This window comes from Chitinophaga eiseniae (assembly GCF_012641265.1).
Taxonomy (GTDB): domain Bacteria; phylum Bacteroidota; class Bacteroidia; order Chitinophagales; family Chitinophagaceae; genus Chitinophaga; species Chitinophaga eiseniae_A.
Genome location: NZ_JABAHZ010000004.1, coordinates 340,605 through 357,208 on the forward strand (window position 1 = coordinate 340,605; position 16,604 = coordinate 357,208).

Below are 16,604 nucleotides of genomic sequence, written 5' to 3' on the forward strand. Positions count from 1 at the left end.
AATTCCGGGCATGACCGTTAAAATCGGCAGGATCATCTATTAGTGAATGCCCACCGGCAATACGTATCAGATCCATTCGTTTCTTTATGGTTAAAATAACAACTATGAAAAAACGAATGTTGGCAGCTTTGTGTGTTTTTTGCTTTGCTGTTTCATCCCTCCGTGCCCAGGGGTTTCACTATGGCCTGAAAGCCGACCTGAATATGTTTAAACTGGATGGAGAAGGTATTAATCCCAACTATACGCTGGGAGGAAGAATTGGTGTATTTGCCACCTATGATGTTTCGAAGAAATGGGGGATACAGCCGGAGCTGTTGTTTTCACAGGCAGGGCCCAAGCGGGCGGATGATTTCAGCGCGCGTTATATTCATGATAGTAACGATGGCGCCAATAAAAATATCAAGTTAAGTTACATTACTCTCCCGATATTACTGCGTTATAACATCAATAAAATGATTACAATTAATGCAGGACCCGAATACAGCTATCTCGTCTACGAAAATGACAACCTGCTCACCTATAACCGCAGCGCATTTAAACGTGGCAACCTGGGAGCTGCTGCCGGCGCTACGTTAACGTTTGACGTACTGCATGTATATGCCCGCTATGTATTGGGCCTGTCCAATATCAATGGTATTGACGATCGTTACCAATGGAAAACCCAGCAGTTGCAGGTGGGATTGGGGATTAATTTTAAGTAAGCGAAGCTATCACGCAAAGGGACAAAGAAGCAAAGCAGCAAAGGATATTTCTTCGCCGCTTTGCTTCTTTGTCCCTTTGCGTGAAACTTATACCAGTTGCTCCTTCAACACATGCGCCTGGATATTTTCCAGCTGGCGGATATGCCGCCGGGTATGTATATTGATGAATTTGATCCACTCCAGCCGGGTGAAAGGACCGAATCCAGGTACTTCAAAAGCCAGGCATTCTTCGTTAAGATCTACCGTGTTGGCGGCGGTAGTCAGCTTATCCCATACCTGGTGAATATGCTCCATTACCTGCGTTTGCGTGTGTGGCGCATTGCCGGGAATAATCATTTCCGGTGCATTAAATTTTGTATTGTAATCCTGGAACAAAGCCCTGATCGCATTTACCTTTTCATCTGCCGCCCGCTGTGTAGACGCTGATGGGCCATACACCACGCCACAGTCTCCCGCTTTCCAGATATGTTCCGCCACCTGCGCCGCCGTCCAGCTACCTTCAAAAGGTACGGTATTGAGTTGTTTATCATCAAAAGCCGACAACACCTGCACCAGCAATTGGCCGGTTACTGCTGTTTCGCTGATCAATTGCGCTCTCATAAGTGATTTTTTAAAGGATGAATAATACCGCAAACTTAGGGTGATCTGCGGAGTTATACCGGGTGGTAATGCGACAAATAAGCGGGCAAAAAGCGACAGCGTCCCGGGAGGTTTTCCCGGTTCGGGTCTCCCCGTTTTTTGGGGCCCTAAAAAAAATAAGCGGCTAATAATTATTAATTGTATATTGGACAATTAATAATGACAGGCGTCGGCCCAGGTGTAAAAACCAATTCGCAGCAGGTGGTTTTTCCCGGGGGGACAGGTTTCACGTTTATGTTAATTTTCCACTTATGAATGGTGTGCATCTTCAACAATATGCAGACGATGTTCTATTAAACTTGCTCAAAGAAGGCAACAGGGAAGCCTTTGATGTGATATACCTGCGCTATTGGGAACAACTTTACTTTTACCTGGTAAAAGCCATCAAAGACACCGAAGAGGCGGAAGATATTCTGCAGGAAGTGTTTGTATCGTTATGGAAACGGCGCCACAACCTGGGCAACATTACCTCGTTATATACCTATCTCTTTTCCTGTGTACGATATGGAGGCTTTCGCTATATCCGGCAGCAAATGAAAAAGACTACACTCCGCAAGTCGTGGGGCTTCCTGTTTTCAGAAGCCGACGACGTATTTGAACAGCAGCTGGACGCCAATGAACTATTACACCTGGTGAACCGGGAAATTGATAAACTCCCCCTGAAGATGCGGGAAGTATTTATCCTGAGCCGGAAAGAAGATCTTTCCCATAAAGAAATTGCCCATAAACTTAACATCTCCGATAAAACAGTGAAGAAACAAATCAATAATGCCCTGAAATACCTGCATCTGAAACTCAATGTGTAACCACTGTTACATGAAAATATCCCGCCACTAAAATTTTTTTTTCCTGCACCTACTACCAACGTTTCTTTTCAGACACTACTTTACTGACCACGTGTTATGATGACTGCCCAAATTGTTTTTAATGAAAGAAGAAACGCCCGGACGTTTGCTGGACCGTTATTTAAAAGGGGAATGTACACCGGAAGAACAAAGACGCCTGGAACAATGGCTGGACGAACGATCGGCGGCCGGTACGCACGATACCACCTCCTTTAACCGGGATGAAGTGCAGCAGCGCCTCAAAGCGAAAATTGACCGGCAACTGGCTGCACGGCCATTGGTTTACATGTCGCGTGTATTTCGTATAGCCGCCGCTGTTATCGTGATCTTGCTGGGTACTTTCATTGTTTTTAAAAGTACAGAAACAGGTAACGCCACCTATGCCACTACCAGGGCGGGCAGAGGACAACGTCTGCGACTCACCCTGAGCGATGGCTCTGTGGTTACGCTCAACGCAGGCTCCAGCCTCCGCTATCCCCAGGTTTTTAAAGGTAATAGCCGGAACGTAACCCTCCTGGAAGGAGAAGCCTTTTTTGAGATACAACCACGGGAACGATGCCCTTTTATAGTAGGCACTGCCAATACAATAACAACAGTACTGGGTACTGCTTTTAATGTACAGGCCTACACAGATGCTAAAGAAGTAAAAATAACTGTAGTGAGTGGAAAAGTAGCGGTAAAGGAGTCCCATGGAGCTGAAGCCATGGTAGTACTGCCCGATGAACAGGCGGCCTTGTCGCCCGCAGGGATACAGAAAAAACAGGTCAGCGCCACCGACAACACCGGCTGGCTACAGGGAAAACTGCAATTCAGAAATGAAAGCCTGGAAAAGGTAGCCCTGATACTGGAAAACAATTATGATGTCACCATCACTTTCAGTAAAGAAGCAACGCGGCATATCCGTTTTACCGCCACCTTCAGTACCAACGACCCGCTGGATAAAATTCTTTTTGCCATCACCAAAGCCAACAAACTTAGTTATTCCATGAAAGATAAAATCATATCACTCTAACAACCATAGGTTGAACTAAATCACTTGTGCATGTACTGACAATCATCAACAAAAAATAACCAGCATGATCCGCAAAATCATAGCTGGCTATCAGGCAGCCTATGGCCGCCCTGTTCAGAAAAATAAACGACCATTTATTTAACCAAAACGTTCAAATGTATGAAAAAATTCATTTGGTGTCATCTCTATGCCCTGCGGAGAATAGGGTGTATCCTGTTCCTGCTCGGCATCACCGCCACCAGTGGGTGGGCAGAAGCGCAAGCCAAACCCAGCGCAAGCGGGGTGAGGATCGACCTGCAGCTGGCCGATAAATCATTACCGGAAATATTGAGCCTGATAGAAAAGAAGAGCGGCTTAGGCATGGTATACAACGATCAGCTGGTAGCCGGTTATGATCGCATCTCCATTACCGCCAACCAACAACCGGTAACCGCCGTACTGGATAAGATCCTGAAAGATACCCGGCTCCACTACCTGCAGAAAGATAACCTGGTGATCATCGTAGAGAAGGAAAATAAAACTACCTCGATACCCGCCAATACCAGCGGTCATCTCAGCGAACAAGAACCTGTAAAAGGTAAGGTAACAGACGACAAAGGCGAAGCGCTGCCAGGTGTAAACGTAAAAATAAAGAATGCGGCTGCCGGTACAGTCACCGATGTTACGGGGCATTATACCCTGCATATCAACAGCCCCGATGCTGTCCTCATATTTTCCTTTCTCGGCTTCCAGGACCAGGAAATACCTGTGTCCGGGCGTACGTCCATCGATGTAGTGCTGAAAGCCACCGTGGCCAACCTGCAGGAAGCTGTGGTAATCGGCTATGGTACCCAGCGCCGCGGAGATGTGACCAGCGCCGTGGCCACTGTTAAATCGGCCAACTTCGTGAAAGGACCCGTGCAGGACGCCGGACAGCTCATACAGGGAAAAGTAGCGGGTATGACCATCGGTACGCCCAGCGGCAACCCTACCGCCGGTTCCCAGATATTACTCCGCGGTAACACCACCCTGTATGGCGCCAATGCCAACCCCCTCGTAATTATCGATGGCGTACCCGGTGATCTTAAAACAGTAGCGCCGGAAGATATTGAATCGATGGATGTGCTCAAAGACGGTTCTTCTGCCGCCATCTATGGGGTAAGAGGCTCCAACGGCGTTATCATCATCACCACCAAAAGAGCCCGCGGCAGTTTCTCCAACACGGTTGACTATAGCGGCTATACCACCACGCAGGTGATTGCCCGGAAACTGGATATGCTTACCGCCCAGGACTACCACGACCAGATCAAAGCCGGCACCCGGCTGGCATCCTGGGATGCCGGCAGCTCCACCGACTGGCTGAAGGAGGCTACCCGCACGCCGCTTTCACACGTACATAACCTTACCATCCGCGGAGGCAACGCTACCACCAACTACCTCGTATCCGGCAACTACCGCGCATTACAAGGCATCTTTAAAAAGAGCGATAACAATACCTTTTCCGGAAGAATTGATGTGAACCACAGCATGTTCAACGATAAGGTAAAACTGAACGTGGGCATCCTCAATCAAACCAACAACTATACCCGCAACAACAACGGCGACAATAGTTTCAACGGATGGATATACCGGCAAACGGTGATCCGTAACCCTACAGAGCCGGTGCGTAAAGCCAATGGAGACTTCTACGAGCAAACGGGCAACTTCGATTACGAAAATCCACTGGCCCTGCTGTACGAAAGCGACGGGCAAGCGAAGAATGTAAACTCCCGTATGAATGCCACGGTAACGTATACACCGGTTAATAACCTAAAATTGTCGGCATTGTTTTCCTATGCCCGGTTCAATTCCAACAAAGGATACGCAGAATCCAAAAAGCATATCTCCAATATCAAAAGCGGGGTAAATGGCTTTGCCTCTGTGGCTGCCGATCTGTCGATCGACCGCCTCACGGAATGGACAGCTGAGTATAGCCGCAACTTTGGAGAACACCACTTTACCTTATTGGGCGGCTATGGCTACCAGGAAAACGAATCCTCCGGCAACTATGCCGATAACCAGGATTTTCCTACCGACCTGTTTGGCTATAATAACCTGGGACTGGGAGAAGGCATCAAGAATAAGCTGGCCAATATCAGCAGCTATAAAACAGAAACAAACCTGATCAGCTTTTTCGGCAGGCTCAATTATAACTATGCCGACAAATACCTGTTGCTGGCGAGTTTGAGAAGAGAGGGCGCCAGCCAGTTATATGGGGCCAATAACCCCTGGGGTAATTTCTGGGCAGTATCCGGCGGATGGAGAATTTCCAATGAAGAGTTTATGAAGGGGCAAGGATTGTTCGATGATCTGAAACTGCGTGCTGGTTACGGAATTACCGGTAATCCGCCTAATGCGGGCTTTCTCAGCAAACCATTGATCGGCTATGGCGATTATGTGTATACGAACGGTAAATGGTCCAAGATCCTGGTGCCTGCTACGAATCCCAATCCGTTTATCCGCTGGGAAGAAAAATCTGAGGCCAATATCGGGTTGGACTTTAGTATGCTCAAGGGCCGCATTAGCGGTAACATCGATGTATACAACCGCCGTATCAAAGGACTGCTGTATAACTACGCAGTGCCTAGTCCCCCGAACCTATACCCACTCACTACCGCCAACGTAGGTAAAATGGAAAACAAAGGGATAGAAATCATGCTAAATTTTGTACCGGTAAAAACGAATGATTTTACCTGGAATACCAGCGTTAATTTTTCTACCAATACCAACAAATTAATCAGCTTATCCAACGAGCTATACCAGACCACCACACCTTACTTTACCACTGGTGCAGCGGGTGTACCTATTCAAACCTTTACCAATATTGTAACCGTTGGAAAGGGAATAGGCGATTTTTACGGTTATAAAGTGATTGATATCGATGATAAAGGGAAATGGATCTACGAAGGAAGAGACGGTAAGCCGGTTAAGTACGACGATTTCCCACATGCTTTCGAGGATAAAAAAGTGATTGGAAATGGATTGCCTAAATATTATGCAGGCTGGAATAATAATTTCTCCTACAAGCGCTTCGACCTGGGTATTACCATGCGGGGGGCTTTCGGCTACCAGATCATCAACTCCCAGCGCATGTATATGGAAAACCCTACCATCCAGAATTATAATATCCTGAGATCTGCCTATGACAAGGTGTTTGGGAAAACCGAACTAAAAGTAAATGCCCTGGAATTTAACAGCTACTATGTAGAAAAAGGGGATTTCTGGAAGATAGATAACATTACACTGGGCTATACGTTTGCCGGTCTGAAGAATAAATACCTGAAAGGGGCGAGGGTATATGTGTCTTCCCTGAATACCTTCACCATTACCGGTTACAAAGGACTGGACCCTGAGGTGAACCGGATGGGCCTGAACCCCGGCATGGACGACCGTGATAAATATCCTACTACCCGTTCCTTTACCCTGGGCGTGAACCTGAATTTTTAACCACTAAAATGACTGCACATGAAAATGCGCTTTAACATATATGCGTTACCGTTAGCGATACTGATGATCGTAACGGGCATGGCCTGTACCAAATTAAAAGATAAGCCCTATACAACCATTATCTCCACGGAATTTAATCCTACTAAAGATGATATAGCAGCGCTGGTAGGCGCCGGCTATTCGCAGTGGCGATTTGTATTGCTCGACTGGAACGGCTTGTGGCGTGCGCAGGAAGTAACGGCCGATCAGCTGGTGATACCCAAACGCCCCTGGGGCTGGTTTGATGATGGTGTGTACCAGCGCTTACACCGCCATACCTGGACTACCGACGACGATGTGGTGAATCAAACCTGGTCGAGAACTTATGCCGGTATTACCAACTGTAACCGGATTATTTACCAGATCGAATCCGGCCTGATACCGGTAGGAGAGGCGAAGCCTGCTACGCTGGCAGAACTGAAAGTGCTGAGAGCTTCGTACTATGCTGTGTTGTGCGATTTTTATGGCAATGTTCCCCTGGTGACCCAGTTCGATCTGCCTATGGGATATTTGCCGAAGCAAAACACAAGAAAAGAAGTATATGATTTCATTGTAAAAGAAATTACGGACAATATTCAGTTGCTCAGCAGTGCCAACGATGTGAGCACCTACGGGAAGTATAATAAGTGGGCGGCGTTTACCCTGCTGGCCAAGATGTACCTGAATGCCGGCGTATATACCGGTACCCCGGAATGGGCCAAATGCATCAGTGCCTGCGATAGCGTTATTCGCTCCAACGCCTATATCCTGGAGGCGGCCCAGAAGAATGTTTTTATAACTGAAAACCAGAACTCCAAGGAAATCGTGTTGGCCATTCCTATGGATGAAGATTATACCAATAACTGGAATGCCTTTGACTTGCACATGCAAACGCTGCAACAGGAAAACCAGGCTACCTATAACCTGAAAAATACGCCCTGGGGCGGTATTTGCGCCATTCCACAGTTCATCAGTACCTTTGACCCGGCAGATGCCCGTTACCAGCGCAACTGGATCAAAGGGCAGCAATACACCTCCTCCGGGCAAATGCTGTATGTAGCACAGGGCGATTTTGCCGGCAAGCCTTTGAGTTTCGTGAATGAATTGCCGGGGCTGGAGAAAGGCGAATCAGTACATGGATTCAGGCTAGGTAAGTTTGAAATAAAAATGGGTGCTTCTAACCGCCTCAGTAACGACTTCCCGGTATTCCGTTATGCGGAGGTGCTGATGATGAAAGCAGAGAGCCTGTTGCGCACCGGTAAAGCCGATGAAGCGGCGGCGATAGTGACACAGGTAAGGCAGCGGGATTTCCTCGCCGATCCAGCCAAAGCGGTGGTAACGGGGGCGCAACTGAAAGCCGGCAGCGTGTATGCCTATGGTATGAAAGACCAGGTGAATAACCAGTTTACCAACGAAGGCGGGGCCGATATTGAGTATGGCCGTTTCCTCGATGAACTGGGCTGGGAATTTGACCAGGAAGGCCACCGGCGCACGGACCTGATCCGGTTTGGCGTGTTTACCAAAAAGTCGTGGTTATCGCATGCGGTTACTAATAATAACAACAGGATATTGTTCCCGATTCCCAGAACGGAAATACAGAAGAATGGTAACCTGACCCAGAATCCGGGGTACTAGAGACATCAGGGTGGGGCTGCCCGGTGGGTATTTTTCTCGCAGAGGCGCAAAGCTGGTAAGCAGCAGAGATTGAAGCAAATTTTAAGCCCGCAAAGCGGGGAGATAATGTAGTACCATATGCTACATTATCTCCCCGCTTTGCGGGCTTAAAATTTGCGCTCTTCTTCTTATTAAATTCTTTGCTGCTTTGCGCCTCTGCGAGAAAAATACCCGCCGGGCAGCTTTTTTTATGCGTATATTTATGCAGATAATGTCAATAAATCACCTATTTTCAATCAACTGAAATCAACAAGAAAATACCTATATCGTTGGCCAATAGGGATGTTACCCAGAACTGCTGTGTTTTACAAAACGAGGAAATCATTTGTCTGTAGATGCCACACATATCAGTAAGGAGCTGCTCCTGCGTATAGCCGGTGGAGATGAAAAAGCATTTACCCAACTGCTGATGGAGCAGTCGGGGTTGCTGTACAGCTTTGTGCTGCGGCATACCGGGGTAAAGGAGGTAGCGGAAGAAATTGTACAAGATATCTTTACCCAGGTTTGGCAAACCCGGGAGAGCCTGGCGGAAATCCGGAATTTTCGTACTTATTTGTACGTTATTTCCCGTAACCGTATACTCAATGAAATCAAGCGGCTGATGCGGGAGCGGAAGCGTCATGCCGAGTGGGTGCATACCGCTGTGGGTATACTGGAAGAAGATACAGCGATGATAGAGCAGCAATACAACCTGATAGAAGCGGCTATCCAGCGTTTGCCTCCGCAACAAAAGAAAGTATGGACCCTGAACCGGCAGGAGGGGATGACCTATCAGCAGATAGCAGCGGCGATGAATATTTCCAGGGAAACTGTTAAAACCTATATCCAGTATGCCAATGCAACTATTACCAGGTACATTGCCAGTCACCCGGGTATATAATTTAAAATTTTTTTTCTCCCCTTTACCCCCTTTTTCTGAGTTGCGTTGTCCTTATGTATAAAAATGTCCGATTTTGGAAGATTACCGTACCAGGTTAGCGCACCTGCATCATTTATGGTCCATACAATCCCTCTCTGTCGTGGAGCAGGAAGAGTATGTGGCGTTGCTGGAGCAATACGGTGAAGCAGAAGTGCTGGGGCCTATGTTGGACGACAGCTGGGCTACTGCGCGGGATCAGGGAACGTTTACCGCATCGGACAAAGTCGCGCTGGCCCATCGTATTATTTCGGCGGCGCCGCCGGAGCGATTTACGGAAACACGGGTATACTTACTGTGGCGCTGGCTGGTAGCTGCTGCCGTATTATTGGTGGTGGCACTGGGAGGCTGGCGGTATTACGTGTACACACATCGGGCTGTACCGGTATTGGCAGTAACAGATATTGCACCCGGTGACAATGGGGCTATTCTTACGCTGGGCGATGGCAGCCAGGTGGTATTGGATAGTTTAAGCGACGGGATAGTGGCCAAACAGCAAGGCACCAATGCGGTGATCAGCAAAGGGCAGCTGGCCTATGAGGCAACGATGGCCGGTCAGCGAGACGAAGAAATAGTGTATAATAAAATGTCGACGCCGAGGGGAAAACAGTTTCAGCTGATATTGCCCGATGGCACAAAAGTGTGGCTGAATGCCGCCACCGCTATCCGGTATCCTACCGCGTTTGCCGGTAATGAAAGAAGTGTGGAGGTAAGCGGAGAAGCTTATTTTGAAGTGGCCCCCGATAAATCCAAACCCTTCCGGGTACATTTTATATCGGCGGAAGGCCGCCGCCAGGGAACTGTACAGGCGTTGGGGACCAGTTTCAACGTATGTGCCTACCAGGACGACCCGGCCGCCAGAATAACCCTGCTGGACGGTAAAGTATTGGTAACCCCATCGCAGGCCGACAGCAAAGGCGCTATCCTGGTACCCGGTCAGCAAGCGGCCCTCATGTATAGCCAGTTGGCCAGCATGAAGGTACAAACCGCCGATACCAGCCGCGTAATGGCCTGGAAGAATGGTATGCTCAACCTGCATAACATGGCCCTGGGAGAAGTGATGAAGCAAATATCAAGATGGTATAATATCGATGTCGTGTATGAAGGCAATATCCCGGATATTACCTTCTGGGGCGAGATCAGCAGGTCTGAACACCTGTCAACTGTACTTGGCTTTATGGAAGAATCAGGCATTAAATTCAGCATCGGTGACGGAGGAAAGCAAATAATCGTCAAAAAGAGTAATTAAAATAGGTAGCATACCCCTGTTCCTGTGAAAGTCAGATAGGTAGCTGTAGTTCCGTTACAACGGGGAGCGCAATTTTATCAATCAAAGTAAACCAAGTCTATGCACTTTACACCCTGCAAAGGTCGTCCTGGAAAGGAACGGCTTAGTAAGCTATTGCGGAAGCTGACTGCATTTGTCTTCCTCATTATGTGTTTACACATCAGCGTAAACGGCAGTACGCAGATCGTTTCCATTTCCGGAAAGAAAATACCCGTGGAAGAGGTATTTCTCACCATTAAAAAGCAAACCGCTTATGCCGTTGTCTGCAAGTCCTCCGTGATAAAGGATATGAAGCCGGTAGACCTGAATGTAAAAGACATGCCACTGCGCAACCTGATGGACCTGACCGTCAAAAACCAGGGATTGCAATACACCATCGGTAGAAATTCCGTATTTATTTTTCCCGATTCGGCGGCCGCAAAAAATGATGCTAAAAAAAACGAAAGGGAAAACGTTACCCGGCAGCAAGAGCCCGTAACCGGTAAGGTAACCGATTCTACCGGCGCTCCCTTGCCAGGGGTCACTGTTTTCGTGAAAGGAAAATACAGTACCGCGGTAACCACCAGCAAAACCGGCAGCTTTTCCATCGCCGCTGCCGATGGAGATGTGCTGGTAATCTACAACCCCGGCTTTACAACCCGTGAAATTCCCGTAAAGAAAGGGCAAACATTGCAGGTGACATTAAAAGTGCCGGAAAAATCGCTGAACGAGGTGATCATCACCGGTTTTCAACAGTTGAACAAAGAAACGTTTACCGGCGCCGTAGGCAAGGTAGATAAAGCCCTGCTGCAGCGTTCCGGCGTTGGTGATGTGTCGCGGATGCTGCAGGGCGCCGTGGCCGGCGTCAGCGTGGAAAATGTATCCTCCACTTTCGGAAGTACGCCAAAGATCAGGATCCGGGGAAGCGCCTCCATCAGCGCCAACCAGGAACCCTTATATGTGGTAGATGGCGTACCCGTTAGCTCTCCTGCCAATATACAACCCAACCAGCTATATTCCGGCGACCCCGCCGCCCTGCTCGGATCTGCCATTGCCGGTCTGAATCCTGCAGACATTGAAGATATCGCCATCCTGAAAGATGGATCCGCGACTTCCCTCTATGGTACCCGCGCCGCCAACGGCGTAGTATCCATCACCACCAAAAAAGGGAAGAAAGGACAGATGACGGTCAACGTCGGCAGCGCATTGACGCTCGGCATCCGCCCCAACGTAGCTACCTTTAACCTCATGGACTCCAAGGAACAAATGGAGCTTTCCAATGAGCTTTACCGCTATGGTTACCTTTCGGTATTAAACTATCCCAGCACCACCGGCGCTTTTACGGATATTTATAACCAATATACGCAGCGTAACATTACCCAGGCCCAGGCCAACGAATTGCTGAATAAAGCGCGTGCGGTGAATACTGACTGGTTTAAGGTATTATTCAGGAACAACCTGGTGCAGGAACACAATATCTCTATCGGCGGCGGCAGTGAAAAAGCGACCTACTTCCTGTCTGGCAGCTACCTGCACGACGATGGACAGGCAAAGGGATATAATACCAACCGCTATACAGCTAATTTTCGTACGGTGATTAACGTTACCAAAAAGTTGGATGTGGACTTTATCACCAACTTCACCTACCGGGATCAGCTCACCCCTGGAACGTTCAATAGCGGTACCCGTAATGGCCAGTCATCCCGTAATTTCGACCTCAACCCATTCAGCTATGCGGTCAATACCAGCCGCGCGATGGTGCCCTACGATGAAAACGGCAACTACAAATATTACCTGCGCGATTTTGCTCCCTTCAACGTATTGAATGAGCTGCATGAAAATTTCAATACGCTTACCAGCACGGATATCAGAACGGCGTTGAAGCTGACGTATAAGATCATCCCGGGGCTCACCTATGAAACGTTGATGTCGGCGCGGAAAACCAGCGCAGACCTGAGCCATGTGATGACCGAAAGATCCAATGTGGCGGCAGCTTACCGGGTAGCCTCCCCGCTGTCGATCGCTAACCTCAACACCTTGCTGTATAAGGATCCGAACGATCCTAACGCCATACCACAAACGATTTTGCCCACAGGCGGTATCCTCGATCAACAAACCGCCCGGGGAAGTTTCTTAACGATGCGGCACGCGTTAAACTGGAACCATGCTTTTAATCGCCTACATGTTGTCAATGTATTTGGCGGCTTTGAAATAGGCAGCGACAAAGTGAACACTACCTCCACCCGCGGATGGGGATACCAGTATTATGCCGGTAAAATTATTTCCCCCAGCCCGCTGGCATTAAGAGCGGCCATTGAAAAGAATGAACCGTATTATACCGAAACATTTACCCGGGAAAATAAAACGGCCTTCTTCCTCAATACCAACTACGTATTCGACGAGAAATATATCGTAGACCTGGCCGCCAGGGTAGATGGCAGCAACCTGTTTGGTTCTGCCACCAAAACCCGGTTCCTGCCTAACTACAGTATTGGATTGGCCTGGAACGTAAGCCGCGAGAAATTTATGGAGCAACTGAACAGCGCGGGCAAAATAGATTTCCTGAAAGTAAGGGGTAGCTATGCCTTACGCGGGAACGCCTGGCAAAGTTCTCCGGCTTTAAATGCCAAGTATCAGAATTATTATCGCGGTGATCCTAACTATGATGAGTTAGGCATCAACATCCTCTCTCCCGAATTATATAACCTCAACTGGGAAAAAGATTATACCACCAGTGTGGGTATTGACGTAGGGTTGTTTAACAAAGTTACCCTGACAGCAGAATACTATAACCGCGCCAACAAAGACCTGGTAGCATCCAGGAATGTATCCTATGAAGATGGCTTCAGTACCAAAACGATCAACTGGGCCAGCATGACCAATAAAGGGATAGATGTTACCCTCGGGATTAAAGACATTATACGTACACGGGATTTTCACTGGAACTTCAATGTCCTGGTGGGACAGGTGAAGAACCGGTTAACAGAAGGTATTTTTTCACCGTTGTTGACCCAGAAAACAGCGCCAACAGGATACGGAGAAGTGGGCAGGCCACTCAACGGTTTATACGCCTACCGTTTTGCCGGGTTGGATAATATGGGACAACCCCTGTTTTATGGAGCAAAAAATAACAAGTACAGTAACATCGTGTTGTCTTCGCAGGATGACTCACTGATTGCATACCAGGGTTCCCGTGATCCAACCGTGACCGGCTCTTTTACCAATAGTTTCAATTACAAATCATTTGAGTTGCGGGTTTTCTTTACCTATAGCTTTGGCAACAAAGTGTTCAGAAACCCTATTGTCAGCAGCACTTACGACGACAACCTGGCCACCCAAAAAGATGTGGCCGCCCGCTGGCGTATTCCCGGCGATGAGAAGATCACCAATATTCCCGGGCTGGTATCCAATATCCAGGATTCCTATAACCAGGCTGCTTTTATTCAGCGGGAGTTTGCGTACAACAGGAGCGACCTGATGGTGGTGAATGCTGCCGTGCTCCGGTTGAGCGAAGTTACTTTGTCGTACGACTTTGTACCGAAGAAAGCCAGTCCGTTGAAAATGGCGCGTTTGTCGCTCGCTGCCAACAACCTTTATTTCTGGGCCGACAGGGACTTACGGGGAGTGGATCCGCAAAGCATTATTTCGGGTGTCAATCTCCCTAACCCTACTTCTTATACACTCAGATTAAACGCCCAATTTTAAAATATTCAGCTATGGTAAAGACAGCTCTGAAAATAAGCAACCTGGCGATGTTACTGTTGCTCTTCTGTGTAGGAATGACAGGTTGTAAGAAGTTTACAGAAGAGGCATATGATAACCGGGCGCAAATAGAATCGGCCGATCAGTATGCCAAAGTATTGGTAAATGCCTACCCGATAAGACATGACCTGTTTACAGACATTCTTACCGACGATTATGACTTTCATGCGCAGCTGGCGCAGGCCTCCAATATCAGTGCCTACCTGCCCATGTATTTATGGAAAGATGATTACCCGGATAATATTAATACCGGACCGGCAGTGGCTTACGCAGGGTACTATTCAAAAATATACTATGCCAATTTGGTAACAGAAGGTATTGATGCTGCCACCGGTTCGCCGGAGCAAAAAGCGGCGGTAAAAGGGGAAGCCCTGCTGGTTCGCGCCTACTGTCATTTTATATTGGTGAACCTTTTCGGACAGCACTACAATGTGGCTACGGCTGCCAAAGACCTGGGTATACCGCTGGTGACTGAAATCAATAAAGGCAATATTAATTTCTATCATCGCAATACGGTGAAGCAGGTTTACGACCAGGTAGAAAAGGATGCTACCGATGGCCTCGCGTTGTTGCAGAAAGGAGGCAGTTACACACCGGCTAACCCTTACCATTTTTCCGTAGCCAGTGCTAATGCTTTCCTTTCCCGTGTCAAACTATATAAAGGAGAATGGGATGAATCAGTTAAATATGCAGATGCCGTGATTGCAGAAAAAGGACGTATCGTCCGGAACCTGGCCGCGGATCTTGTTTTCCAGCAATCCAACGGCCTGCCTTTTTTTGCAGCAAGGTATATGGACCCGGCCTCTCATCCTAATTTGTTGATGTTGTCATACGTGACTAACCTATCGCCCATTACCCCAACCGGCTTTTCTATCTGTGGCTTTTTCCCCAGCGATTCTATCGTTCCACTGTATCAGCCAGCGGGTGCCAACGATCTTAGAAGAAGAGTGTTTACCGCAGTAGGTACGGTGATTGACCGGCGGCTGATTGCCATCAAGTATGGTACGCAGCCTAACAGTCCCAATAACACGCCCATTAAAACACCTTACTTCAGTATGGAAGAAGTATTGCTCAATCATGCAGAAGCCTTGCTGAGAAGCACTAACGGTAATGCTATCGCCGGAGCATTGGCCGATGTGGAAGCCATCCGTAAGGAAAGATACGTACCCTATATGTCATTAGATCCGGCTATTACGAAACAGGCATTATTGGATATAGTGTTGTTGGAGAGAAGGAAGGAATTTGTAAACGAAGGATTGCGTTGGTATGATGTAAAAAGATTGGGACTAAGAGTGGAGCATCGCACCTCCAGGGGCGGCCCACCGGCAGATGTACTGACTGCCAGCGATCTGCGGAAGGCTTTGCAGATACCACGTTTGGAACAGGAACGGAATGTACCTATCGCCTCCGAATTAAATCCCAGATAACCACCTGCAAACTTTTTTATTATGAAACAAGTAATCAAATTATCTGTCATAACTGCGTTGGTCAGCCTGATCTGTTTCTCTTGTGTGAAGGACAAGCAGCCGGCGATCAACGATACCATCGATTATTTTCCCAGGGGGGCGCTGAGAAACGGGCTGGATAGCCTGATAGACACCATTCAGCAAAAATATGGGCTGCGGGTTATTTATAAGTTCGAACCCAGGGTAATTGATCCGACTACTTTTTTCGTGCCTGCTAAATATGAAAAAGCCAAGCCCTATACGAAAATGGTCGTGGAAAAAATGTGGCTGGAACCGATCAGCATCTATGCACCGGAATTTTCCAAGCACCAGATACCTATCGAATTCCTGACGGTAGGAACCGGTATTCACTTTAACTCGCTGAACTCAGGACCCGCTGCCGGCGCAGGTTTGAACGCCCAGTATTACCGGTTAGGTATGGGAGATGTAGATAACTACGCGTTGGACCGGGGTTGGATCAGGGATCATATCTGTACAGTATACCACGAACATGCGCATCAGCTGGATCAGAAATTCGGGCGCCCGGTAGGATACGATCAGGTATCACAGGGGACTTATTACGATTTACAGTTCCAGTATAAAACAGATGAACAGGCTAACCAGGACGGATTTTTTACGGCTTACGGGGGATATTTACCGGAAGAAGATTTTGCCACTACGGTAGAAACCATGATCCGCTTGCCTAAGTCGGAAGTGCTCCGTATTGCCGCCATCAATCCAAAGCTGGAAAAGAAGTATAAGATGGTCAACGCTTTTTACCTGAGCAAAGGTATTGACCTGCACCTGATGAAGGTAAAGCTGGATTCCACTGTGATGGCGCTGGTACCCTAACGTATTTA

The 16,604-nt window shown here is 48.0% G+C and carries 11 protein-coding genes; 10 read left to right on the forward strand and 1 reads right to left on the reverse strand.

The genetic code is table 11. The annotated features are described in order from the left end of the window. Nucleotides 1-104 precede the first annotated feature (104 nt). The gene (locus HGH91_RS18450; RefSeq protein WP_168740279.1) at nt 105-701 is read left to right on the forward strand and encodes a porin family protein; all 597 of its coding nucleotides are present in this window, start codon (nt 105-107) and stop codon (nt 699-701) included. An 87-nt stretch (nt 702-788) separates the two neighbouring features. Here HGH91_RS18450 and HGH91_RS18455 read toward each other — a convergent pair whose 3' ends face one another. Beyond that, nucleotides 789-1,301, reverse strand: a complete 513-nt coding sequence (locus HGH91_RS18455) for a DinB family protein (RefSeq protein WP_168740280.1) — start codon at nt 1,299-1,301, stop codon at nt 789-791. Nucleotides 1,302-1,591: 290 nt separating this feature from the next. Between HGH91_RS18455 and HGH91_RS18460 the strand changes: the two genes are divergently transcribed. The 9 genes from HGH91_RS18460 to HGH91_RS18500 all read left to right on the forward strand — a co-directional run bounded on the left by HGH91_RS18460 (nt 1,592) and on the right by HGH91_RS18500 (nt 16,596). Beyond that, the gene (locus tag HGH91_RS18460) at nt 1,592-2,146 is read left to right on the forward strand and encodes an RNA polymerase sigma factor (RefSeq protein WP_168740281.1); all 555 of its coding nucleotides are present in this window, start codon (nt 1,592-1,594) and stop codon (nt 2,144-2,146) included. Between the two features lie 121 nt (nt 2,147-2,267). After that, nucleotides 2,268-3,197 (forward strand): FecR family protein, encoded by a 930-nt coding sequence (locus HGH91_RS18465; RefSeq protein WP_168740282.1) that lies wholly within the window; start codon nt 2,268-2,270, stop codon nt 3,195-3,197. A 159-nt stretch (nt 3,198-3,356) separates the two neighbouring features. Beyond that, the gene (locus tag HGH91_RS18470) at nt 3,357-6,662 is read left to right on the forward strand and encodes a SusC/RagA family TonB-linked outer membrane protein (protein WP_211092351.1); all 3,306 of its coding nucleotides are present in this window, start codon (nt 3,357-3,359) and stop codon (nt 6,660-6,662) included. 18 nt (nt 6,663-6,680) lie between these two features. After that, the gene (locus HGH91_RS18475; RefSeq protein WP_168740283.1) at nt 6,681-8,315 is read left to right on the forward strand and encodes a RagB/SusD family nutrient uptake outer membrane protein; all 1,635 of its coding nucleotides are present in this window, start codon (nt 6,681-6,683) and stop codon (nt 8,313-8,315) included. A 364-nt stretch (nt 8,316-8,679) separates the two neighbouring features. Beyond that, nucleotides 8,680-9,234 carry an RNA polymerase sigma factor gene (locus HGH91_RS18480; protein WP_168740284.1) on the forward strand — a complete coding sequence of 185 codons (555 nt, stop codon included), beginning with the start codon at nt 8,680-8,682 and terminating at the stop codon, nt 9,232-9,234. Between the two features lie 73 nt (nt 9,235-9,307). Next, nucleotides 9,308-10,519, forward strand: a complete 1,212-nt coding sequence (locus tag HGH91_RS18485) for a FecR family protein (protein WP_168740285.1) — start codon at nt 9,308-9,310, stop codon at nt 10,517-10,519. A 99-nt stretch (nt 10,520-10,618) separates the two neighbouring features. After that, nucleotides 10,619-14,242, forward strand: a complete 3,624-nt coding sequence (locus HGH91_RS18490) for a SusC/RagA family TonB-linked outer membrane protein (protein ID WP_168740286.1) — start codon at nt 10,619-10,621, stop codon at nt 14,240-14,242. Between the two features lie 11 nt (nt 14,243-14,253). Further along, nucleotides 14,254-15,726, forward strand: a complete 1,473-nt coding sequence (locus HGH91_RS18495) for a RagB/SusD family nutrient uptake outer membrane protein (protein ID WP_168740287.1) — start codon at nt 14,254-14,256, stop codon at nt 15,724-15,726. Between the two features lie 21 nt (nt 15,727-15,747). After that, nucleotides 15,748-16,596 (forward strand): putative zinc-binding metallopeptidase, encoded by an 849-nt coding sequence (locus HGH91_RS18500; RefSeq protein ID WP_168740288.1) that lies wholly within the window; start codon nt 15,748-15,750, stop codon nt 16,594-16,596. The last annotated feature ends 8 nt before the right edge of the window (nt 16,597-16,604 follow it).

Coding starts and splice junctions, on each gene's coding strand:
- HGH91_RS18500 (WP_168740288.1), top strand. CDS start 15,748: ATGAAACAAGTAATCAAATTATCTGTCATAACTGCGTTGGTCAGCCTG.
- HGH91_RS18455 (WP_168740280.1), bottom strand. CDS start 1,301: ATGAGAGCGCAATTGATCAGCGAAACAGCAGTAACCGGCCAATTGCTG.
- HGH91_RS18470 (WP_211092351.1), top strand. CDS start 3,357: ATGAAAAAATTCATTTGGTGTCATCTCTATGCCCTGCGGAGAATAGGG.
- HGH91_RS18450 (WP_168740279.1), top strand. CDS start 105: ATGAAAAAACGAATGTTGGCAGCTTTGTGTGTTTTTTGCTTTGCTGTT.
- HGH91_RS18465 (WP_168740282.1), top strand. CDS start 2,268: ATGAAAGAAGAAACGCCCGGACGTTTGCTGGACCGTTATTTAAAAGGG.
- HGH91_RS18490 (WP_168740286.1), top strand. CDS start 10,619: ATGCACTTTACACCCTGCAAAGGTCGTCCTGGAAAGGAACGGCTTAGT.
- HGH91_RS18475 (WP_168740283.1), top strand. CDS start 6,681: ATGAAAATGCGCTTTAACATATATGCGTTACCGTTAGCGATACTGATG.
- HGH91_RS18460 (WP_168740281.1), top strand. CDS start 1,592: ATGAATGGTGTGCATCTTCAACAATATGCAGACGATGTTCTATTAAAC.
- HGH91_RS18495 (WP_168740287.1), top strand. CDS start 14,254: ATGGTAAAGACAGCTCTGAAAATAAGCAACCTGGCGATGTTACTGTTG.